Here is a 21,120-nt window from a genome sequence, read left to right as displayed (position 1 = left end):
GCGGGGAGCGGCGGCCGGCGTGCTCGCGGCCGGCGCCCCGAGCGGGGGGTCAGCGGCCGTCGCGGGTCGCGGCTCCGATCAGGCCGGTGAGGCTGTCGCGGAGCGCGATGAGCTCCTCGAGGGGGACGTCGAGCCGCTCCACGATCTGAGGAGGAACCTGCAGGGCCTGCTCGCGGAGGGCCGCTCCGGAGGGGGTCAGCGCGACGTCGAGTCGGCGCTCGTCGTCGCTGCTCCTGGCGCGCGTGACGTGGCCGCTCGCCTCCAGGCGCTTCACGAGCGGGCTGAGCGTGGCCGGCTCGAGGCGGAGGGCGGAGCCGAGGTCGGCGAGCGAGCGGGGGCTGCGCTCCCAGAGCGCGAGCATCACGAGGTACTGCGGGTGCGTGAGTCCGAGCGGTTCGAGCACGGGGCGGTACAGCCCGATGACGGTGCGCGCCGCGACGGCGAGGGAGAAGCAGACCTGGTTCTGGAGGGCGAGCGGGTCGGTTTCCACGGCGTCATCCTCTCATCGTGCCCTGATGGTTAGTACACTAAGGATATGACGCGGAAGAAGACCGGCTCCCTCTACCAGCGCTTCAACGCGCGGCTGTTCCCCTGGATCGGCCCGCCGCCGCTCGGCCCGTACGACCAGCCCGAGCAGGAGGCGCCCGCGGGGCAGGCGTGCCCGCTCTGCGGCCGGCCGATGTCCGAGCACGTCATCGACCGCTCCGGTCCGCGCACCCAGCTGTACTGCCCGAGCGACCCCTCCTGAGTCGCACGCCCCCGTTCGGGGGTCGGGGGCTTCGGGCGGCGGGGGCGGAGGATGAGCGCATGTCCCGTCTGAGCCCCACCGCCGCCCGCGTCGTCCAGTACAGCCGTTTCGGCGACGCGGACGTCCTCGAGATCGTCGAGGTCGAGCGGCCGAAGCCCGGGGCGGGCGAGGTGCTGGTCGAGGTGCTCTCCGCCGGGGTGAACCACATGGAGGCGTTCATCCGGCAGGGCCAGTTCGACTCCGACCACTCCGCGGCCTTCCCGATGCGCCAGGGCACCGACTTCTCGGGCGTCGTCGTCGCCCTCGGCGAGGGCGTCACCGACATCAAGCTCCGCAGCGACGTGGTCGGCCACGCGCTCGTCGGCTCCCACGCGACCCACGTCGTGGTGCCGCGCCGCAACCTCGTCGCCAAGCCCGCCTCCGTGAGCTGGGAGGTCGGCGGCGCGCTGTTCCTCGCCGGAGTGACCGCGTGGCGCGCGCTGGAGGCCACGCATGTGGGACCCGACGACACCGTCCTCGTCTCCGCGGCGGCCGGAGGAGTCGGCAGTCTCGAGATCCAGCTGGCGAAGCTCCGCGGCGCGACGGTGATCGGCACCTGCGGCGAGCGCAACTTCGACTACCTCCGCCAGATCGGCGTGAAGCCGGTGGTCTACGGCGACGGGATCGCCGACCGCATTCGGGCCGCGGCGCCCGGCGGGGTCACGGTGTTCCTCGACAACTTCGGCGGGGAGAACGACGCCCTCGCCGACGAGCTCGGCATCGCGGCGGGCCGCTTCCACTCCAGCGACGACCGCAAGGAGATCGAGCTGCGCGCCGTCTGGCCCGACGCCGAGACCGCCCAGCGCGACACCGAGATCCTCGGCGAGCTGGTCGGCCTCGTCGGCGAGCAGAAGCTGCGGGTGCTCGTCTCGGGCTTCTACCCCTTCGACCAGGTGCAGGACGCCTTCGACGACCTCGAGAAGCGCCACTCGCGCGGCAAGATCGTCCTCGGCATGAACCCGGTGGACCCGGCGAAGGTCACCAAGGCGCGCGACATCCACGAGGCCGGCCGCTAGCCGCACCCTCCCGGCGGCTGTCCGGGCTGCTCTCCGGGCGGCCACAATGGGGCCGTGGCGCGCGGACGCCCGGGAGGAGTGACGCGATGGAGGAGCCCGTCGTCGCGATCGTCTGGATCGTCTCGTTCGTGGTGGTGACCGTCCTGGTCACCGGGCTGTCGGGGCGGGTGAACTGGTCCGCTCCCGTGGCGCTCGTCGCCGTCGGGGCCCTCGCCTCCTTCGTGCCCGGGATCCCGGAGGTGGTGGTCGAGCCGGACGTGGTGCTGTTCGGGATCCTGCCGCCGCTGCTCTACGCGGCGGCGATCCGCACCTCCGTCCTCGACGTCCGCGCTCGTGGCGACAGCATCCTCCTGCTGTCGGTCGGGCTCGTCGTCTTCACGGTCGCGGTGGTCGGCGCGGTGGCCTGGATGGTCGTCCCGGCGATCACGGTCGCCGCGGCCCTCGCGTTCGGCGCGATCGTGGCGCCCACGGACGCGGTGGCGGTCACGGCGATCGCGGGGCGGCTCCGCCTGCCGCGGCGCATGCTCACGGTGCTCGAGGGCGAGAGCCTCCTCAACGACGCGACCGCGCTGGTGGCGCTGAACGCCTCCCTCCTGGCGATCGTCAGCACGGTCACTCCCGGGCGCATCGCGCTCGACTTCGTGCTGGCCGTGGCAGTGGGCGGCGGAGTCGGGATCGGCATCGCCGTGCTGCTCGGGTTCGTGCGCAAGCAGGTGCAGTCGTCCGTCCTGGACACGAGCCTCTCGCTGGTGACGCCCTACGTCGCGTTCATCCCGGCGCAGCTGCTGCACGGCTCCGGGGTGCTGGCGGTCGTGGTCGCGGGGCTCTACCTGGGCTACCGGGCGCCGGTCATCCAGTCGGCGCAGGCGCGGATCGCGGAGTCGCTCAACTGGCGGACGATCCAGTTCCTGCTCGAGAACGCGGTGTTCCTCTTCATCGGGCTCAGCCTGTCGTCGGTGGTGGAGGCGACGGCCGACTCGGGCATCGGGATCTGGCAGACGGTCGGCATCGGCGCGGCCGTGCTCGCGGCGCTGGTCGGGAGCCGCGTGGCCTGGATGTGCATGACGACGCTGCTGTTCCGGCACGGTCCGCGCCGGCTGCAGCAGCGCGGGTGGACCTGGCCGACCGCGATCGGGGTGTCGTTCGCGGGCATCCGCGGCGTGGTCACCCTCGCCGCCGCGTTCCTCCTGCCCGCGGAGACGCCGCAGCGCGCGTTCCTGCAGTTCCTCGCCTTCATCGTGGTGGCGGGGACGCTCGTCGAGGGGCTCGCGCTCCCGCGGCTCGTCCGCGCCCTGAAGCTCCCGGCCCCGAACGAGATGCAGGAGCACGTCGAGAAGCAGATGCTGCTCGCCGAGGCGCAGGCCGCCGGCCTCGCCCGGCTCGACGCGGAGCCGCAGGACGGAGTGGAGGACCGCGTGCTCGACCGGCTGCGGCGGAACGCGACGTTCCTCGCCGACGCCCTGGAGAACCCTCCGGAGGGCGAGGGCGTGGAGCCGCTCCCGCAGGCCTACAACCGGCTCCGGCGCGTGATGATCGCGGCCGAGCGGGAGGCGGTGCTCCGCGCGCGCTCCGAGGGGCGGTACCAGGAGCCGGCGGTGGTGAGCGCTCTGGCGTTCCTCGACGTAGAGGAGGAGGCGCTGGCGGTCGGGCGGCAGTAGCGCAGGAAGGGCGGGGACCCCGGGCGGGATCCCCGCCCTCCCGGCGGTGAGGTGTCCGGGCTCAGTCCAGGGTGGAGCGGACCGAGGCGCGGGCCTCGTCGAGCGCGGCGCGCAGGGCGTCGACGCTCGCGGTCGTCACGGATCCCGAGGAGGCGGCGGTGCGCAGCTCCGCGCGCAGCTCGTCGCGGAACTCGGTGAGCAGCACCTCGGCGTCGCGCAGGGCGATCCGCGAGGCGGCGCGCGCGTCGGGCGAGGCCGGTGCGGCCTGCTCCGGCGCGGGCTGCTCGGAGGGGGTGCCGGACGTGTCCTGCGGGCGCGGCTCCTCGGCGGAGTGCTCCGGTCGGCGTCCGGGCTCCCGCGAGTCGCGGGCGGCGCTGGCCAGGTCGGCGCGGAGGCTCTTCATCGCCTCCGCGACGCCGAGGCGGACCTCGTCGGCGAGCCGGCGGACGGAGTCGGTGAGCTCCTCCTCGATGTCGCCCAGGTCGGTCGCGCGGTTCGCGAGCTCGGCGCGGCCGGCGTCGGTGATGGAGTAGACCGTCTTGCGGCCGTCGGCCTCCTTCGTGACGAGTCCCTCCTCCTCGAGCTTCGCGAGGCGCGGGTAGACCGTACCGGCGCTGGGCGCGTAGGTGCCGCCGAAGCGCTCGCTGAGCGCCTGGATCAGCTCGTAGCCGTGGCGCGGCGACTCGGCGAGGAGGTTGAGCAGGTAGAGGCGCAGGCGGCCGTGCGCGAAGACGGGGCTCACAGCGAGCTCCCGTCCATCGGGCGGCGGTCGTCGGCGGGGCCGGTGCCGGGAGAGCCCCAGCCCTCGCCCACCGAGGCGGAGGACGCGGCGACGGACCGGCGGACGACGACCACGTCTCCCGAGACGGAGTTGGCGGCGACGTCGACCCACTTCGAGTCGAGCGAGCCCGTGGTCGAGGTGAAGCCCCGGCCGAAGGTGCCCTTGACGACGGAGCCGTCGAGCTGGAGCGTGCCCGAGACGGTGTTGATGCGGTAGCGGGTGCCGAGGCCCTCGTCGACGCGGATCGTGAGGTCGCCGCTGACGGTGTTGGCCTGGATCCGGTCGGGGGTGCCCTCGGCGTCGACGAACACGCTGCCCGAGACGCCGTCGACGGTGAAGCGGGTGAGCTCGCCGGTCGCGGTGACGTCGCCGGAGACGGTGCGCGCGGTGACGCGGCCGGTGTGGCTGCGGACCGAGAGCTCGCCGTGGACGGTGTTCACCTCGATGTCGCCGTGCAGGCCGTCGACGACGATGTCGCCGCCGACCGTCGAGACGCGGGCGTCGCTGTGGAGGCCCGAGACCAGGCCGTCGGCCGAGACGGTGTCGAACTTGAGGTCGACGCCGCGGGGGACGAGGAGGCTGATGTCGGCGCGGTCGCCGCGGCGGCCGAGGCCCTTCACGACGTCGACGATGGTGTCCCAGCGGAGCTGGACGTGGTCGATCTCGAGGCGGTCGCCGTCCATCGAGACCTTGAGCGGGCGGCCGTCGACGCTATGGACCTCCACGCGAGCGGTCGGCTCGTCGTGGGCGATGACGTCGATCTGGCCGCCGACGAGAGCGACCTTGACCGAGCGGACGACGTCGAGGTCGATGACCTTCGTCTCGCCGGCCTGTACGAGCCATTTCTCGAGGGACATGAGCTCCTCCTCCTGCACCGGAGTGCCTTTCTGAAACGCGATACATCGCGAGTGGACGAGAGTCACGATATATCTCGATCGCTGCGGCCGGCAACGGGGCTCGGCCGGTTCCCAGCGTCGAGGGGGCGGGACCGGGGCGGGGCCGAGGCGGGATGACGCCGGGGCCGGAGCCGAGGCCGCCGTCGAGGGGGTGAGGCCGCGGCGGGCGCCGTGGTAGACCGGGCGCATGGACCCGATCGCGGCACTCGAGGAGATCGCAGCACTGCTCGAGCGGGAGCGGGCCTCCCGCTACCGGGCGAAGGCGTTCCGCCGGGCGGCCGCGGTGCTGGAGGGGATGGCGTCCGCCGAGCGGGACGACCTCGCCCTCGTGCGGCGGGCCTCCGGGATCGGCGACACGACCTTCACGGTGATCGAGCAGGCGCGGTCGGGCCGGGTGCCCGACTACCTCGCGGAGCTGCGCGGCTCGGCTCCTCCGCCCGCGAGCGCGCTGCGGGGACGGCTGCGCGGCGATCTCCACAGCCACAGCGAGTGGTCCGACGGGGCGACGCCCGTCCTCGCGATGGTGGACGCGGCCCGCGCGCTCGGCCACGAGTACCTGGCGCTCACCGACCACTCGCCGCGGCTCCGTGTCGCCCACGGTCTCAGCGCGGAGCGGCTGGAGGAGCAGCTGGCCCATCTCGCGGGCCTCGACACCGGGCCCCTGCGCCTGCTCAGCGGGATCGAGGTGGACGTCCTCGAGGACGGCGCGCTCGACCAGACGGACGAGCTGCTGGAACGCCTCGACGTGGTCGTCGCGAGCGCCCACTCGAAGCTGCGGCTGCCCTCCCGCGAGATGACCGCCCGGCTGGTCGCGGCGGCCTCGGATCCGCGGACCGACGTCCTCGGCCACGTCACAGGGCGGCTGGTGTCGGGCGAGCGCGGCACCCGCCCGCCGTCGACCTTCGACGCCCGGGCCGTGTTCCGGGCGTGCGCCGACCACTCCACCGCGGTCGAGATCAACGCCCGCCCCGAGCGCGAGGACCCGCCGGACGAGCTGATCGCGCTCGCGCTCGAGGAGGGCTGCCTGTTCTCGATCGACAGCGACGCGCATGCTCCGGGCCAGCTGGGCCTGCTCGACTACGGAGCCGAGCGGGCGGAGCGTCTCGGCGTCCCGGAGGAGCGGATCGTGACCACCTGGCCGGTCGAGCGGCTCCTGGAGTGGACCCGCGGCTGAGGATCCTCGCGCGTTGCGCAAACGAACTGCGGCCATCACCCCCTTGACAGGAGGCCGTACCGCGGGAGGAGATCCGACGCAAGTGGCGAAATCCCAGCCGCCCACGCGGCATGCTCGGTACCGGTCCGCTCCTCCCGGGCCGCTCCAGCGGTCGGGAGTCGCGCTCCGTCGCACTCTCCACTCCGACAGACCAGGTGAACCATGGCCACGCAGACCGCTCTCGACGCCGTGCGCGCCGCTCCCACTCTGCTCGAGGCCGTCCGGATGGCGGATGAGCTGACGGTCGCCGCGGTGAGCGACGGCGGCGGCCGCGCGGTGCGCCTGCTCACCCGCGCCGCTCTGGACCCCTCGGACCAGCTCACCGCGATCGCGGCCGTGCACTCGCTCGCGCAGGTCTTCGACGAGGAGGCCGACCTCGCGCTGCTGATGCTGCTCGAGGACGAGCGCCCGTACCTCCGCGAGCACGCCGCCTGGGCCTTCGGCGGGCGCCTGCCCCGCCCCGCCGCGCTCGGACCGCTGCTGCGCCTGGTCCGCGACGGCGGCTTCTCCGGCATGCTCGCGCAGCGCACCGTCCTGCTCTGGGCCTCCTCGACCCCCGACCTCGTCGCCGTCGCGCTCGAGGGCGCGCTGCTCGGCGAGCGCGAAGCGGCGGCCCGGGCACGGCTCGTCGAGACCCTGGGCCTCGTGCCCGGTGCGATCGCCGAGCGCACCCTCCTGCACGTGGCCGCCGATCGCGCGGAGGGGCTGGAGGCGCGGGCCGCCGCGACGGACGCGCTCGGCGAGCGCGGCTCCGACGACGCCGAGCTCCTGCTCACCGGCCTGGCCGAGGAGGCGGCGCCCATCGGGCCCCTCGCCCGGCTCGCCCTCGGCGACCTCGCCCCCGCACCGGCCGTGGAGGCCGGACCGACGGTCGCGCAGCTCTTCGTCCACGCCGACATCGACGGCACCCTGACGCGGGTGGGCGCCGGCGACAACGGCGGCATCGCGACCCTGCTGGTGCGCCTGGGCGACTCCCTCGTCGAGCGGGAGGGCATCGACCGGGTGCTCACGCTCTCGCGCGGGACCCCGGCCGAGGCCGAGCGCGCGCTCGGCGAGCTGCCCGACTCCGGCCACGGCTTCGCTCCGGTCCCGTTCGTGGGGCCGCCCGTCGCCATGCCCCAGGCGTGGAGCCGACGCATCACCGCCGAGCGCGGCATCCGCCGGATCCTGCGCGCGGCCGGCCGGGTCGACGTGCTGCACCTGCGGATGGCGGACGTCGGATCGCTCGCGGCGGCCGCGGTCGCCCGGGATCTCGAGATCCCCGTCGTGTTCACCCTCGCTCCGGACCCGCACGCCCTGATCGCGGGCCTGGACGCGTCCGGCGCCCTCACCCGCGCGGACTTCGGCGAGCGCGACGCCGCCGAGCACTTCTGGTTCCGCGTGCGCCTGGTGCAGCGCCTGGCCGCCGACGCCGCGCACACCGTCCTGTTCCCGCGGGAGGAGCTGGCGGCGACCATCCGCGAGCTGATCGGCGTCGACATCACCGCGCACCCGGAGCGGCACACGATCGTCCCGGAGGGGATCGACGTCGGCCTTGTCGAGCGCGGCGAGGCGGCTGCGCGCGCCTCCGCCGCCGGTGAGCCGGTCGCGCTGGACGAGGGCGGAGACCTGGCCTCGCTCGACCTCCTGCTGGAGGAGCTGCCCGAGCACCGCCGCGGCCTCCCGCTGCTGCTCAGCGTGGGCCGCCTGCACCGGGTGAAGGGTATGGCGGCGCTCGCCGAGGCCTGGGCGTCCGACCCCTCGCTCCGGGAGCGCGCCAACCTGCTCCTGGTCGGCGGCGACCTCGCCGACCCGAGTCCCGACGAGCGCGAGCAGCTCGACCGCATCCGCGCCGTCGCGTCCGACGGGCTGCTCCTGGCCGGACACCGCCCGAACGGCACCGTGGCCCGCTGGCTCGGCTCGATCCGGCACGGCCGACCGGGGCTCTCGGCTCCGGGAGGCGCCTACGTCTGCGCGAGCGTCAAGGAGGAGTTCGGCATCGCCCTCCTCGAGGCGCTCTCCGCAGGACTGGTCGTCGTCGCTCCGGCGACAGGCGGGCCCGCGACCTACGTCGAGGAGGGGGAGACCGGCTTCCTGGTCGACACCGCCGACCCCGTGGCACTCGCCGCCGGCGCCGCCGCCGCACTGGATCTCGCAGGAGGGCCTCTCGGCGAGCACGCCGCGGCCCGCGGGCACGCGATGGTCGCCGAGCGCTACACGGTGCAGGCCATGGCTCATGCCCTCTCGGGCGTCTACGCGCACGCGACCGCGGACCAGGAGCGTCCTCTCCGCTCGCCGCTCGTGCTGGGGGCCTCGTGACCCTGCTGATCATCAGCCCCGACTACGCGTCGCACCTGCTGCCGCTGGCGACCCTCGGCACGGCGTGGCAGGAGGCGGGCGAGCGCGTCGTCGTGGCCACCGGCGACGCGACGCGCTCCATCGTCGACGGCTTCGGATTCGAGCACATCGCGCTCCGGCTGGGGCGCGGCTCCAACCCGGGCACGATCCGCGCGGAGGAGCAGGCGCCCGACGAGGGCGCGTCCCTCCGCGGCTTCTTCGACGCCACCCGGCGCGGGATGGTCCCGTCCCTCGCCTACCAGGCGCGGGAACGGCTCACCGACCTGCTCTGGGATCCGTCCGGCGTCGCCGCGCGCCTGCGCGTGATCCTCGACGAGGTGCAGCCCGACGCGATCGTGGTCGACCACCTCGCCTTCACCGCGCGCGTGGCGCTGAAGGCACTCCGCGTGCCCTACGGCGACGTCGTGCTCGGCCACCCCAGCGCGCTCACGGTGCCCGGCGAGGTCTACGGCTTCCCTCCGGTCTGGCCGGACGCCTTCGCTCCGGAGCCGGACGACCTCGATTCGCTCCGCGCCCTCTGCGAGCGTGTGCGCGACTCCTTCACCGCGGAGTGGAACGCCGCCCTCACCACCCTCGACCCCGGGGCGGCGCCCAGCGCCGACGCCTTCGCCGAGAGCGGCGACGTCCTGCTGCTCAACTACCCGGGCGAGCTCCACGACTCGGCCCGCACCGCTCAGCTGCCGCCGCACGCGTTCCTCGGCTCCGCCGTCCGCGAGGAGCCCGATGACGGGGAGGTCGAGGAGTGGCTCGCCGCGTCCGAGGATCCGGTCGTCTACGTGAGCTTCGGCAGCTTCCTCTCGGTGCGCGACGACGTGCTCGCCCGGGTCGTCGAGGCCCTGGCCGGTATCGAGGTCGGGGGCAGGCCCGTCCGCGTGGCTCTCGCCTCCGGCGCGACCGAGCGCTCGGCCCTGGGCGAGGTCCCCGAGGGCTGGCTGGTCCGCGGCTTCCTGCCGCAGGTCGCGCTCCTGCGCCGGGCCGCGCTCGCGGTCAGCCACGGCGGCAACAACAGCGTCACGGAGGCGATGACCGCGGGCGTGCCGCTCGTCGTCCTGCCGTTCTCGACGGACCAGTTCGCGGGGGCGGCCGCGCTCGAGGACGCCGGGTTCGCCGCCGTGCTCGACCCCAATGCGGCCTCCGGGGGAGAGCTCGCGGAGGCTGCGCGGCGGATGCTCGCACTCGACGCTCCCGCCCGGGAACGGCTGACGGCGCTCGCCGAGGCCCTCGCCCGCGAGACGGGACCGCAGCGGGCCCTCTCCGCCCTGAGCGGAGCGACCGTCCAGCGCTAGCCTGGGCCGATGGTCGAGCCGACACCCCGGGACGCGCCCCTGCGCGCCGAGCGGGACGCCGCGCGGGCGGACCCGATGCTGAGTGCTCTCGGACCGTTCGGGCGCTTCGAGGGGATCGTCCCTCCGCTGTTCGAGGCGGTTGTGCGGATCCTGCACCCCTCCGACGACCCGCCCCGGCGGTGGCGCGAGGTCGCCGAGCGGGAGGGGACGCTCCTGCATCCGCTCGCGCAGTGGGACTCGCTCACCGGCGAGCATCCCGACGAGTACGCGGAGCCCCGCCTCGGAGTGCTCCCGCTCGACGAGCTCGCGGCCGTCGCCGCCGTGCTCGCGGAGCACACGAGCGCTCCCGAGGACTGCCTGGCCGTGTTCTGGGAGGGGTTCGGCGTGCTGAGCGGCGGGTCGCGAGTCCTGATCTCCCGCTCGGACGCCTCGGACGAGCTGCCCGAGTGGATGAGCGACACCCGGCCGACCGGCTGGGAGCACCCCGAGACCGCCGCCGCGGCGACGGTAGAGCTGCCGGGGCGGGAGGGGCCTCTGCTCTCGCTCGACGTCAGGGTGCTCGAGGACACCGCGTGGGCGCGCTCGGCGGGCTTCGCCGACGCCTCCGGGCTCGTCGTGCAGACTCCGCTCGCGCTCTGGCCGGAGGACCGGGCCTGGTACCTCGCGAGCGAGGTCGACTTCGACTCGACGCTGATCGGCGGCTCGCGCGCCCTCGTCGACGACCTGCTGCGGCTCTCCGCCGCGGGGCGGATCGAGGCGCTCCTCCTGCCGGATCAGGTGGACCTCACGAGCACCGGTGACCGGCTCGACCCGAGGCGGCGGTGACGGAGTGAGCGACGAGGACGACGAGCGCTGGCTCGTGGTGAAGGGCCGCCGATGGCGGCGCACCGACCCCTCTCTGCCGGAGGACGTGGTCGCCGGCCTCACCTCGCACCTCGGGCGCGGGCGCTCGGGAGTGCGCTCCGCCAGGATGCACGAGGACGCGGAGGCGGAGGCGCTGGCGCGCAGGAGGGTCGGGCTCGCCAAGCACGGGCTGGGCGAGCGCGGACCGGCATGGTGGGACGAGCCCGAGGCCGATCGGCTCGAGCGCGCCCGCGAGGCGCTGCGGGCGCTCGAGGAGCTCGACGCTCCGGAGGACTGACTCGGCTTCTGCATCCCCCGAGCGTGCTCGTCGGGCGAGGCGGGCGGGGAGTGCCCGAGCGGATCCGGGGAGAGCGCGCGGAACCGCGGCCTGTGGAGGAGGACCGCCCCCGCCGAGGCCGCCCGCCGAGCCCGCCCGCCGAGGCCGCGAGCCGAGCCCGCCCGCCCCTAGCGGAACCTCACCACGAAGCCGTCCTCCGGCCCGGTCGGGAAGCTCTGCAGGCTCACGCGCAGATCCTGCCCGTCCTCGACGTCGTACGGGTGCCCCGCGGCCAGGAGCTCCAGCGCCGCGGACAGCAGGTCGACGGTCGCCGGCTCGCCCGGGCACCGGTGGTCGCCTCCGTAGTGCCCGCCGCCCTGGGCGATGAAGCCGTTGCGGTCGACCGGCGACCGGAACCGCTCCGGATCGAAGCGGCCCGGCGCCTCCCAGTGCGAGCCGTGGTCCGTCGCGTAGAGGTCGAGCAGCATCCACTGCCCTGCGGGAAGCGTCTCGCCGCGGAAGTCCAGCTCCCGGCGGGCCCTTCCTCCGACCATCGGGAAGAACGGGTAGAAGCGCCGCACCTCGTTCGCGAACGCGACGCGCTCCTCCTGGTCGGCGAGCCGCTCCCGCCACTCCGGATGCCGGTGCAGCGCGAGCGCCGCCAGGACCACGAAGCGCCCCACCGCGACCGTGGGCCGCAGCAGGTTGATCAGCTCCACCGCGGCGACCTCGACGGGGAGGAGGCCGCCGTCCTCCTTCTCGTGCGCGATCCGGTGCAGGGGAGTCGGGGAGGGTCCGGCCGTCCGGTTCGCCTCGATCAGGCCGCGCGCCCACCGCTCGGTCGAGCGGCGGCGGAGTCGCGCGGCCCAGTTGGGCGGGCCGAAGCGCCCGGCGTTGTCGATCATCGCCCGGAGCTCGTCCGTGCGCCGCAGCACCTCCTCCTCGTCGGCCTCGATGCCGGCCCACGACAGGACCGCGCGGCCCAGGACCTCCGCGGCGACGTCCTGGAGGCGGACCCGCTCGCCCGTCAGCCGGGCGGCGGACGCCTGCCACTCCCGCGCGAAGGCCGAGACCAGCCTCGACCGCTGCTCGGGCGTCTCCACCAGATCCAGGAACATGCGCTTCCGCCGCCGGTGCGGCTCGTCCTCGAGGGTCTGCACGCTGCCCTCGTCCTGCAGGAGGTGCAGCACCGAGCCGGGCAGCGCGCCCTCGCGGTCGAAGCGCCCGCCCTCGTAGAAGAAGCGCGCCGCCTCGATGCCGCGCGCCATGATCACGGGCCGTCCGAGGATCCGGGTGCGGAACGCGTCCGCGCCCACGTCGTCGAAGCGCCGCGTCCCGAAGAAGTAGCCGTCGGCGAGGACGGCCGCGCTGCTGTCGACCGCGGGGAGGACGGGGATCGAGGCGGCGATCAGCCGGCCGATCCCTCGGTGTCGTCGCCCTCGGCCTGCGAGGGCTTGTCGACGCCCGCGTCGTCGACGTGGTCGTGGTTCTGCGGGTTCTCCTGCGGCTGCTCGGTCCGGTCGGTCATGGTGCTCCTCTCGCGTCGGCGCGGTGCGCGCCTCGCGGCCACGGTAGGAAGAGCGTGGCGGACCCGGGTACCCCGTTGACTCGCGGGGGAGGGGCGGGCAGACTCCGCCGCCCTCAGCGCCTCCGCAGGAGGACCGGCGCGGTCGCCCAGACCACGGCGAGCAGCAGCAGCACGCCTCCGCCCGCCCAGAGGCCTGCCGGCCCGCCCAGCACTACGTCGAACACGAAGCCCACGACTCCGACGAACAGCAGCGATCCCGCCGCGAGGCACACCGTGACCACCCGGTTGCCGAACCGCACCAGCTCGGCCTTCCTCCGCCGCTGGAACAGCAGCCGGTGGGCGATGACGGGCGCCAGCGCCAGGATCGTGACGCACGCGGCGAGCAGGACGAGCACGAGGTAGAGCGCCACGTCGGGCGGCGCGAGGTCGGCGAAGCGCTGCTGGAAGCACAGCGTCAGCAGGAAGCCGCCCAGGATCTGCGTGCCGGTCTGCACGACCCGCAGCTCCTGCAGGATCTCGTTCCAGTTGCGGTCGGATCGCTCCTCCACCGTCTCGTCGCGACCGGAGTCGGGGGCGGAGGGGTCGACGGGTCGGTCGCTCATGGGACGAGGGTAGAGCTCAGGCGAGCAGGGACTCCGCCAGCGAGATCGCCCCGCGCACCCCGGACTCGTCGCCGAGGGCCGGGCGCACGATGCGGATCCGCCCGCCGCCCGTCCCCGTCGCTCCGGGCGCGCCCATCAGCCGCTCGACCTCGGCCTCGACCGCGGGGACGAGCCCCGGCGTCTTCGACACGCCTCCGCCGACGACCGCGAGCCGCACGCCCGCGACGTAGGCGAGCGTCGTGACGAGCTGCGCGAGGTAGTAGGAGCTGAAGCGGAGGTTGGCGGCCGCCTCCTCGGGGCCGAGGCGGGAGCCGTCGACGCCCCAGCGCGCCGAGATCGCGGGACCGGCGACCAGGCCCTCGAGGCAGTCGCCGTGGAACGGGCAGGTGCCGGCGAAGCCGTCCTCGGGGTGGCGGCGGGGCAGAAGGTGCGCGACCTCGGGCCAGCCGCTGCCGGCGAGGAGCCGTCCGCCCGCGATCACGCCGCCGCCGACTCCGGTGCCGACGGTCAGGTAGACGAAGTCGTCGACTCCGGTTCCGGCGCCCCAGCGGGCCTCGCCCAGGGCGGCTCCATTGACGTCGGTGACCAGCGCGAGCCGCGCGCCCGGTGCGGCCGAGCCGATCGGGCCGAGGACGTCGGTGCCTTCCCAGCCGAGCTTCGGCGTGGAGGTGAGGTGTCCGTAGGTCGGCGAGCCGGGGTCGATGTCGAGCGGGCCGAAGGAGGCGACGCCGACCGCGGCGACGGTGCCGTCGACTCCGTGGCCGCTGACGAAGCCGGCCAGATCGGCGAGAGTCTCGGCGGGCCCGCGGGTCGGCAGGGTCGTCGTCGCGAGGATCCGCTCGGGATCAGCGGCGTCGGCGACCGCCGCGACGACCTTCGTGCCCCCGGTCTCGATGCCGACGAGGAGGGGACGGTCGGCGGTGGCGCTCATGGATCTCCAGGGCTCGTGCGGTGCGTCTCGGGTCTCAGCAGGCGGACAGCGAGCGCACCTGCGCCGACAGGGTCAGGGGGCTGCCGAGGAGCAGCACCTGATCGAGGTCGTGGCCCTGCATCTTCACACGGGTGCTGCGCGGCAGGCAGGTCGGCTCGCTGAGGTAGAGCGGGGCGCCCTGCTTCGCGGCGACCGGGCCGACGGCCAGCGCGTCGGCGAAGCCGGTGGCGGTCGCGAGGTAGACGGTGTCGCCCAGCTCGGACGGCGGGAAGACGTCGTTGAGGCGTCGGCTGGTGTCGTGGCGGTCCGTCCCGGCGATGCGCGACACGGTGCCGGCGATCTTCGCGGCGCGCAGGTCTGCCTCGACGGCGGTCGAGATCGACGGCGCACCGCCGAGCAGCTGCACGGAGGAGGGGTCGAGTCCGGCGAGGGTGTCACGGGTCGGCTGGTCGAGGCGCGAGCGGGCGCCGTCGACGAGGAGGACGGGCTCGGCGCGGCGGCCGGCGATCGGCGCGACCGAGAGGGCGTCCGGGAAGTTGGTGCCGGTCGCGACGAAGACGTTCTCGTAGCTGCCGTCCGGGAAGGCGTCCTCGACGATCCGGCGTGAGGTGTCGTAGCGGTCGACGCCCTCGATGCGCTCGGTCGGGATCCCGAGGGCCTTCACCTGCTGGAGCACCGACTCGCTCACGGAGAGGGCGCTGCCGACCACGACGATCCGCTGCGGGGCGAGGCGGCGCAGCTCGGCCGCCACCACGGCGGGCAGGACGCTCGGGTCGGTGAGCAGGAGGGCGCCGCCCTGCTTCGCGGCGGCGGGGCCGGCGCTCAGCGCGTCCGGCCAGTTCGCTCCGCTGGCGAGGTAGACGACGGGGGCGCCGTCGGCGAATCCGGAGGCGGTCACCGCGACGGCGGTCGCGTACCGGTCGGTCCCGGCGAGGCGGGCGACGTCGGAGGAGTAGGCGGACGGGAAGAAGTCGATGCCGCTGCGGCCGCCCGGCGGCACGGAGACGACCGCGCGCTCGTCGAGGCGGGCCAGGCGCGAGAAATACTGGTCGTCGTAGGCGGGGTACCCCGGCTCCACGAGGCGCAGGAGGTAGTCGCCGGCGGGCAGGGCGAGGTCGCCCGTGTCCCACGCGCGGGCGGCGCCGGGGGCTCCGGTGACGGGGACGGTGTCGAGCAGCGAGTACGTCCCTCCGTCGACCCACCAGGCCTGCACGTCGAAGGAGGGGGAGGAGACGCCCGGGACCGCGTCGGCGGTGACCGATCCGGACAGCTCGGCGCTGCGCAGGAGGGAGATGGCGACGGACTCGTCGGTCCCCCGGGTCGTCCTCGCGGCCTCGGCGACCGGGGTGTCGCCGAACCAGGTCGGGTACCAGTCGTCGCTGCCGATCAGGTTCGCGCGGACGGTGAGGGGCTCGCCGCCGGGAACGGGGAGGGAGAAGTCCGCGCCCGTGTTCGCCTGGGCGACCACGTCCCCTTCGGCGTCCTCGACCTGGACGTAGAAGTACGGGTTCTCGGGGGCGGGGTGCTCCTCATCGGCGTCGCGGAGCGCGATGGTGCCGGACAGGACGACCTCGGCGGCCGCCTCCTGCGCGGCGCTCGCGCCCGGGAGATCGGGGGCGGCGACGGCCGGACCGGCGGCGAGGCCGGCCAGCAGGAGAGCGGAGACGCCGATCGCGGCGAGGGGGCGTGCGGGCACGGCGGGCCTTTCGGCAGGATCCGCGGGAGGCCGCGGCGGACACGGTGTCTGAATGCTAGCCGCCGCCCGCCTCCGGGCGAGGGCGGGTGTCGGCGGGATGGGCCCCCGTCCGGGGGACGGTGGTGGTGGATTCCCGGGGCCACCGGAGGAGTCCGCGCGAGCAGGCTCCCCCGGCGGCCCGGGTCGGATCCCCTACTTGACGACCGCTGCGGTGGTGGCGGAGGTGCGCGTCGCCGTTGTGTAGTCGGCCTTCTTGCCGGTGACGGTCACCGTGATCTTCTTCCCCACCGTGGCGCTGGTCGGCTTGTAGGTGGCGGAGGTCGCCCCGGAGATCGCGGTGCCGTTCGCCTTCCACTGGTAGGTGAGGGCCACCGGCGAGGGACCCCACGTGCCCGGCTTGGCGGTCAGGGTGGAGCCGACCTTCGCGGTGCCGGTGATCGTCGGGGTCGCGGCGGAGAGGGTGCCCGCCACCACGGCGCTCGTCTTCGCGGAGGTCTTCGTCACAGCGGTGAATCCGGACTTCGACCCCGTGACCGTCACGGTGATCGTCTTCCCGAGAGTGGCGCCGGTCGGCGTGTACGTCGCGGACGTCGCCCCGCTCAGAGCGGTGCCGTTCGCCTTCCACTGGTAGGCGAGGGCGACGGGGGAGGGACCCCAGGTGCCGGGCTTCGCGGTGAGGGTCGAGCCGACCTTCGCCGTGCCGCTGATGGTCGGCGTCGCGGCGGTGATCGCGCCGCCGGTCACGGCAGCGGTCCCGGAGGAGACCCGCGTGGTCGAGACGTAGCCCGACTTCGAGCCCGTGACGGCGACGGTGATCACCCTGCCCGCGTCGCCCGCGACCGGACGGTACGTGGTGCCGGTCGCCCCGCTGATCGCGGTGCCGTTCGCGCGCCACTGGTACGCGAGTGCCACGGGGGAGGGACCCCAGGTGCCGGCGCTCGCCGTGAGCGTCGAGCCGACTGCGGCGGTGCCGGTGACGGTCGGAGTCGCGGCGGTGAGGGCGGTGCCGCCGATGCGCACGACGGTCGAGATGGCCTCGCTCTCGCCTCCGGCGTTGATCGCGCTGACGCTCATCGTGTAGGTGGCGCCCGCCGCCAGGTGCGTGAACGTGAAGGAGCGGGCGGTGGCGGCGACCGTCGTCGACCACGGACCGGCGCCCGCGTTGTCGACGCCGTTGCGCGAGACGCGGTAGCCGGTGATCGCCGGGTTGCCGGCCGACTCCGGAGGCGCCCAGGAGATCGTCGCGGATCGCACGCTGTCGTTCGTGGTGCCGGCGACGCGCGTGGGAACGGAGGGGGCGACGTAGGGGTCGGCGGTCTGGACGAAGGTCGTCGGGGAACTGGTGCCGAGCGCGTTGATGGCCTGGACGGTGAAGGTGTAGGACGTGTTGGGCCGGAGGTTCGTGAAGGTCTGCGAGCGGCGGTCGGCCGAGACGACGGTCGACCAGGGGCCGCTGCCGGCCGCGTCGGTGCCGTTGCGGCTGACTCTGTAGCCCGTGATGGGGCTGCCGCCGTCGTAGTACGGGGCGTCCCACTGGACCGTGATGGAGGTGCCGGAGGAGTCGGCGTACACGCCGCCAGGCGAATAGGGCGCCGAGATGTCGGCGCCGAAGGTGGCGCAAGAGGCGGGAGAGTCCGCATAGGTGTTGTGGTCTCCCCCTTCGTACGACTCCTCGCTCTCAGAGGCCGCCCAGAGGCAGAAGACGTACCGGTGGTGGGGCAGGTACGGGAAGTCGTAGGAGGTGTCTGAAAATGGAAGGCTGCCATCAAAGTAGCCGTGGTCGGTCGGGTCGTCGGATGACGCCAAGTCGTTGATGGTGTAGCGGTACTCGTCGAAGTTGCAGGCCTGGCCATTGACCGACGGTCGTGCCCATCGGGCGGAAGCCAGATACGTGGACGCGTCCGCTGCAACGCTCAAATCTCCCGGTGCGGGGACGTCCCAGAAGTGCAAGAACGAGGCTTCGCTCGGCGAGCTCTGCGTCGACGACGCAACGAGCGGCAGGCCGTCGGTGCCGCCCGCGAAGGGCGCCCGGAGGTCGGTCACGCTCGACACCTCGAAGGCATAGTTCTTCTGCGAGCGGGGGAGGTTGATCGTGGCGGTCGTGGTCTTCCCGGTCTCGACGAGGCTCACCGAATAGGACTTCCCGTAGTTGTCTTCGTAGTAGTAGGCCGAGTAGCGGGCGGACACGTGGATCCGATATCCGGCCGTCGCCGACGCGGACGGCGTCCAGGAGACGGTGACCGCATCGGTGCAGTCGTTGTCGGTCACGGTCACGTTCGTCGGCGCAGCCGGCGATCCCGCGGCCTGGGCCGGGGTCGCGACGAAGAGGGAGAGGAGCAGGGCGAGGAAAAGGGAGACGCTGAGGGTCTTCGTTCGCATGGAGGAGGGCATCCGGATTCGTCGGAGCGAGAAGGCCGACGACTGTCGGGCCGGAGGGATCGTCCCATGCCGCTTATCGCTGCACTAAGTCCCCCATTCAGGGCGGAATTCGACGGATTCGACAGATGTCATCAGCGCGATGACAAGAGAGAGGGATAAGGCCTTCTCGCCGAGAGGCGCAACGTCGTTGCTCCGAAAGTCCCTGCCTCAGGGCGGGGAAGAGGATCCGCGGCGGCATCACAGTGCCCCGCGCGAGAGCCGCGGTGGTTTCCCGCGCCGCACCCACCGTTCACGCGCGTTCCGTGCGCCCCACGGCGAGAACCGCACGATCGGCGCGTGCAAGACTGGGCGTGAGCGTGCTCCATCCCGCTGCGTCACGCGCGGGGCACGGAGCCACTGGACCCGGTCCGCTCATCCGCATCCTTTCGCAGGAGGACTCGAATGACCGATACCGCCGTGCTCGCCGAGGCACCCGCCCGAACCCCCGTCGCGAAGACGATCCTGATGTGCCGTCCCGAGCACTTCACCGTCGTCTACCGCATCAATCCGTGGATGGACCCGCAGGTCCCCACCGACACCTCCCTCGCCGTCCGGCAGTGGCAGACCCTCCACGACACCTACGCCGACCTCGGCTTCACGATCGAGCTGATCGAGCCCGAGGCCGGACTGCCGGACATGGTCTACGCAGCCAACGGCGGATTCGTGATCGACGGCATCGCCTACGGTGCCTCCTTCACCTACCCCGAGCGCCAGCCCGAGGGCCCGGCGTACATGGACTGGTTCCGCTCGGCCGGCTTCGACGTCCGCGTCCCCGAGGAGGTCAACGAGGGCGAGGGCGACTTCCTCCTCGTCGGCGAGCGGATCCTCGCCGGCACGGGCTTCCGCTCCGCCTCCGACTCGCACGCCGAGGTCGCCCGCGTCTTCGGCCGCGAGGTCGTCACGCTCGAGCTCGTGAACCCGTCGTTCTACCACCTCGACACCGCGATCGCCGTGCTCGACGACACGAACATCGCCTACCTTCCGAGCGCGTTCAGCGAGGAGGGCAACCGCACCCTCCGCGAGCTCTACCCCGACGCGATCCTCGTCTCGGAGGAGGACGCGTCCGTGCTCGGGCTGAACTCCTTCTCCGACGGCCTCAACGTCGTCATCGCGTCCCGTGCGACGGGCTTCGAGCGCCAGCTGCGCGAGCGCGGCTACAACCCGATCGGCGTCGACCTGTCCGAGCTGCTGCTCGGCGGCGGCGGCGTGAAGTGCTGCACGCTCGAGCTGCGCCGCTGACCCACTCCCCGTGGTCGGCGACCAGCAGCGCCGACCCACCCTCCACTGTCCACGATCCGTCGCACTCGACGCCGAGTGCGACGACTCCTGGAGAGTCGATCGTCCCCTCAGGAGGAACGACATGAGCATCACCGACACCGACACCGCCCGCTCCGCCGCCCTCATCGCCGCGGAGGAGGAGCACGCCGCCCACAACTACCACCCGCTGCCCGTCGTCGCGGCCACCGGCGACGGCGCCTGGATCACCGACGTCGAGGGCGTCCGCTACCTCGACTGCCTCGCCGCCTACTCCGCCGTGAACTTCGGCCACTCGCACCCGGTGCTGCTGGAGGCGGCCCGCGAGCAGCTCGGCCGCGTCACCCTGACCAGCCGCGCGTTCCACAACGACCGCCTCGGCCCGTTCGTCACGGCGCTCGCCGCGCTCGCCGGCAAGGACATGGTCCTGCCGATGAACACGGGCGCGGAGGCGGTCGAGTCGGGCATCAAGGTCGCCCGCGCCTGGGGCTACCGGGTCAAGGGCGTCGCTCCGGGCCGGGCGAACATCATCGTCGCGGCGGGCAACTTCCACGGTCGCACGACCACGATCATCTCGTTCAGCGACGACGCGGAGGCGCGCGACGGCTTCGCTCCGTTCACGCCCGGATTCCGCACGGTCCCGTTCGGCGACGCGGAAGCCCTCGAGGCCGCGATCGATGACGACACCGTGGCGGTGCTGATCGAGCCGATCCAGGGCGAGGCGGGCATCGTCGTGCCGCCGGCCGACTACCTCCCGGCCGTCCGCGAGATCACCGCGCGCCGCAACGTCCTCTTCATCGCGGATGAGATCCAGTCCGGCCTCGGCCGCACCGGCGCCACCTTCGCCTGCGACCTGGTCGGAGTCGTCCCCGACGTCTACCTGCTCGGCAAGGCGCTCGGCGGCGGCATCGTCCCCGTCTCGGCCGTGGTCGCGGACGCCGACGTGCTCGGCGTCCTGCAGCCGGGCCAGCACGGCTCCACCTTCGGAGGCAACCCGCTCGCCGCCGCCGTCGGCCTCGCGGTCGTCGAGATGCTCGCGACCGGCGAGTACCAGGCCCTCGCCCGCGAGCGCGGCGCCCAGCTGCACGCCCGCCTCGAGGCGCTGATCGGCCGCGGAGTGGTCGCCGTCCGCGGCGCCGGACTCTGGGCCGGCATCGACATCGACCCGGGGCTCGCCTCGGGCCGCGCCGTCTGCGAGGCCCTGATGGCCCGCGGAGTGCTGGCCAAGGACACCCACGGCTCGACGATCCGCCTGGCGCCGCCGCTCGTGGTCACCGCCGCCGAGATCGACTTCGCCGTCGACGAGCTGGAGGCCGTGCTCGAGTCGCTGCGCTGAGGCGCACCGTCCTCCCTCCGCGAGGTGCCGCTCCGGTCCGCGACACGCTGTGTCCGGCGTGCCCGAACGGCATCCCGCGGGAGGGGGAGGGACGTGTTGAGACGGGACGTCTCGATGTCGCGGCAGGCCGTCGCCGCTCTGCGATACTCGCGCGATGAGCACACCTCTCCCGCCGGTGATCGACATCGCCTTCGACTGACCGCGGCGGAGGGCGAGGATGCCCAGGACGACGGCGGCGATCCCGACGAGTGCTCCGAAGAC

The 21,120-nt window shown here is 73.6% G+C and carries 18 protein-coding genes; 10 read left to right on the top strand and 8 right to left on the bottom strand.

The window, feature by feature from the left end; all coding sequences use genetic code 11:
* Window positions 1–49: 49 nt before the first annotated feature.
* Window positions 50–490 carry a MarR family winged helix-turn-helix transcriptional regulator gene (locus tag C5C99_RS10070; RefSeq protein ID WP_104263100.1) on the bottom strand — a complete coding sequence of 147 codons (441 nt, stop codon included), beginning with the start codon at window positions 488–490 and terminating at the stop codon, window positions 50–52.
* Between the two features lie 45 nt (window positions 491–535).
* Between C5C99_RS10070 and C5C99_RS10065 the strand changes: the two genes are divergently transcribed.
* The 3 genes from C5C99_RS10065 (at window position 536) to C5C99_RS10055 (ending at window position 3,461) form a co-directional block, all read left to right on the top strand.
* A complete protein-coding gene (locus C5C99_RS10065; protein ID WP_104223750.1) occupies window positions 536–748 on the top strand; it encodes a hypothetical protein in 213 nt (70 codons plus the stop codon).
* A gap of 59 nt (window positions 749–807) precedes the next feature.
* Window positions 808–1,803, top strand: coding sequence for an NADP-dependent oxidoreductase (locus C5C99_RS10060; RefSeq protein ID WP_104223749.1), 996 nt, complete (start codon window positions 808–810; stop codon window positions 1,801–1,803).
* A gap of 86 nt (window positions 1,804–1,889) precedes the next feature.
* Window positions 1,890–3,461: a sodium:proton antiporter gene (locus tag C5C99_RS10055; RefSeq protein ID WP_104340036.1), complete on the top strand. Its 1,572-nt coding sequence runs from the start codon at window positions 1,890–1,892 to the stop codon at window positions 3,459–3,461.
* A 61-nt stretch (window positions 3,462–3,522) separates the two neighbouring features.
* Here the strand turns inward: C5C99_RS10055 and C5C99_RS10050 are convergent, their stop codons facing one another.
* Both C5C99_RS10050 and C5C99_RS10045 read right to left on the bottom strand, forming a co-directional pair.
* Window positions 3,523–4,203, bottom strand: coding sequence for a PadR family transcriptional regulator (locus tag C5C99_RS10050; protein ID WP_104340035.1), 681 nt, complete (start codon window positions 4,201–4,203; stop codon window positions 3,523–3,525).
* On the bottom strand, window positions 4,200–5,099 hold the full coding sequence (locus tag C5C99_RS10045) for a DUF4097 family beta strand repeat-containing protein (RefSeq protein ID WP_258063676.1): 900 nt from the start codon (window positions 5,097–5,099) through the stop codon (window positions 4,200–4,202). Before C5C99_RS10045 ends, C5C99_RS10050 begins: the two co-directional genes overlap by 4 nt.
* A gap of 226 nt (window positions 5,100–5,325) precedes the next feature.
* On the opposite strand from C5C99_RS10045, the gene C5C99_RS10040 reads away from it, so the two are divergent.
* The 5 genes from C5C99_RS10040 (at window position 5,326) to C5C99_RS10020 (ending at window position 11,115) form a co-directional block, all read left to right on the top strand.
* The gene (locus tag C5C99_RS10040; protein WP_104340034.1) at window positions 5,326–6,312 is read left to right on the top strand and encodes a PHP domain-containing protein; all 987 of its coding nucleotides are present in this window, start codon (window positions 5,326–5,328) and stop codon (window positions 6,310–6,312) included.
* 201 nt (window positions 6,313–6,513) lie between these two features.
* A complete protein-coding gene (locus C5C99_RS10035) occupies window positions 6,514–8,649 on the top strand; it encodes a glycosyltransferase (protein WP_104340033.1) in 2,136 nt (711 codons plus the stop codon).
* Window positions 8,646–9,974, top strand: a complete 1,329-nt coding sequence (locus C5C99_RS10030; protein ID WP_104340032.1) for a glycosyltransferase — start codon at window positions 8,646–8,648, stop codon at window positions 9,972–9,974. The genes C5C99_RS10035 and C5C99_RS10030 overlap by 4 nt, the downstream gene beginning before the upstream one ends.
* Before the next feature lie 9 nt (window positions 9,975–9,983).
* The gene (locus C5C99_RS10025) at window positions 9,984–10,799 is read left to right on the top strand and encodes a hypothetical protein (protein ID WP_104340031.1); all 816 of its coding nucleotides are present in this window, start codon (window positions 9,984–9,986) and stop codon (window positions 10,797–10,799) included.
* Entirely contained in the window at window positions 10,771–11,115 is a 345-nt protein-coding gene (locus C5C99_RS10020) for a biopolymer transporter Tol (protein WP_374953735.1), read from the top strand. The genes C5C99_RS10025 and C5C99_RS10020 overlap by 29 nt, the downstream gene beginning before the upstream one ends.
* 167 nt (window positions 11,116–11,282) lie before the next feature.
* Here the strand turns inward: C5C99_RS10020 and C5C99_RS10015 are convergent, their stop codons facing one another.
* From C5C99_RS10015 to C5C99_RS09995, 5 genes are all read right to left on the bottom strand, one after another.
* A complete protein-coding gene (locus C5C99_RS10015) occupies window positions 11,283–12,410 on the bottom strand; it encodes a cytochrome P450 (protein WP_104267860.1) in 1,128 nt (375 codons plus the stop codon).
* A 325-nt stretch (window positions 12,411–12,735) separates the two neighbouring features.
* Window positions 12,736–13,224, bottom strand: coding sequence for a DUF6328 family protein (locus tag C5C99_RS10010; protein WP_104223741.1), 489 nt, complete (start codon window positions 13,222–13,224; stop codon window positions 12,736–12,738).
* A gap of 16 nt (window positions 13,225–13,240) precedes the next feature.
* A complete protein-coding gene (locus C5C99_RS10005) occupies window positions 13,241–14,155 on the bottom strand; it encodes an ROK family protein (RefSeq protein WP_104223740.1) in 915 nt (304 codons plus the stop codon).
* A 34-nt stretch (window positions 14,156–14,189) separates the two neighbouring features.
* A complete protein-coding gene (locus tag C5C99_RS10000; RefSeq protein ID WP_104273211.1) occupies window positions 14,190–15,851 on the bottom strand; it encodes a cell wall-binding repeat-containing protein in 1,662 nt (553 codons plus the stop codon).
* 192 nt (window positions 15,852–16,043) lie between these two features.
* Window positions 16,044–18,230 (bottom strand): fibronectin type III domain-containing protein, encoded by a 2,187-nt coding sequence (locus C5C99_RS09995; RefSeq protein WP_181074579.1) that lies wholly within the window; start codon window positions 18,228–18,230, stop codon window positions 16,044–16,046.
* Window positions 18,231–18,671: 441 nt separating this feature from the next.
* Between C5C99_RS09995 and ddaH the strand changes: the two genes are divergently transcribed.
* Together ddaH and rocD are read left to right on the top strand one after the other, a co-directional pair.
* The gene (ddaH, locus tag C5C99_RS09990) at window positions 18,672–19,508 is read left to right on the top strand and encodes a dimethylargininase (protein WP_104260862.1); all 837 of its coding nucleotides are present in this window, start codon (window positions 18,672–18,674) and stop codon (window positions 19,506–19,508) included.
* Between the two features lie 121 nt (window positions 19,509–19,629).
* Complete coding sequence (rocD, locus tag C5C99_RS09985; RefSeq protein WP_181069123.1) at window positions 19,630–20,859, top strand: ornithine--oxo-acid transaminase; 1,230 nt, start codon at window positions 19,630–19,632, stop codon at window positions 20,857–20,859.
* The last annotated feature ends 261 nt before the right edge of the window (window positions 20,860–21,120 follow it).

Source organism: Rathayibacter sp. AY1C4, assembly GCF_002932195.1.
In the GTDB taxonomy this organism is placed as follows: domain Bacteria; phylum Actinomycetota; class Actinomycetes; order Actinomycetales; family Microbacteriaceae; genus Rathayibacter.
The sequence above is the reverse complement of the archived record's forward strand: the minus strand, read 5'-3'. Positions and strand labels throughout refer to the sequence as shown.

Excerpts from the sequence above, each read along its gene's own strand:
- C5C99_RS10040 (WP_104340034.1), top strand. The coding sequence starts at position 5,326 with ATGGACCCGATCGCGGCACTCGAGGAGATCGCAGCACTGCTCGAGCGG.
- C5C99_RS10010 (WP_104223741.1), bottom strand. The coding sequence starts at position 13,224 with ATGAGCGACCGACCCGTCGACCCCTCCGCCCCCGACTCCGGTCGCGAC.
- C5C99_RS10065 (WP_104223750.1), top strand. The coding sequence starts at position 536 with ATGACGCGGAAGAAGACCGGCTCCCTCTACCAGCGCTTCAACGCGCGG.
- C5C99_RS10045 (WP_258063676.1), bottom strand. The coding sequence starts at position 5,099 with ATGTCCCTCGAGAAATGGCTCGTACAGGCCGGCGAGACGAAGGTCATC.
- C5C99_RS10035 (WP_104340033.1), top strand. The coding sequence starts at position 6,514 with ATGGCCACGCAGACCGCTCTCGACGCCGTGCGCGCCGCTCCCACTCTG.
- C5C99_RS10025 (WP_104340031.1), top strand. The coding sequence starts at position 9,984 with ATGGTCGAGCCGACACCCCGGGACGCGCCCCTGCGCGCCGAGCGGGAC.
- C5C99_RS10060 (WP_104223749.1), top strand. The coding sequence starts at position 808 with ATGTCCCGTCTGAGCCCCACCGCCGCCCGCGTCGTCCAGTACAGCCGT.
- rocD (WP_181069123.1), top strand. The coding sequence starts at position 19,630 with ATGAGCATCACCGACACCGACACCGCCCGCTCCGCCGCCCTCATCGCC.
- C5C99_RS09995 (WP_181074579.1), bottom strand. The coding sequence starts at position 18,230 with ATGCGAACGAAGACCCTCAGCGTCTCCCTTTTCCTCGCCCTGCTCCTC.
- C5C99_RS10005 (WP_104223740.1), bottom strand. The coding sequence starts at position 14,155 with ATGAGCGCCACCGCCGACCGTCCCCTCCTCGTCGGCATCGAGACCGGG.
- C5C99_RS10055 (WP_104340036.1), top strand. The coding sequence starts at position 1,890 with ATGGAGGAGCCCGTCGTCGCGATCGTCTGGATCGTCTCGTTCGTGGTG.
- ddaH (WP_104260862.1), top strand. The coding sequence starts at position 18,672 with ATGACCGATACCGCCGTGCTCGCCGAGGCACCCGCCCGAACCCCCGTC.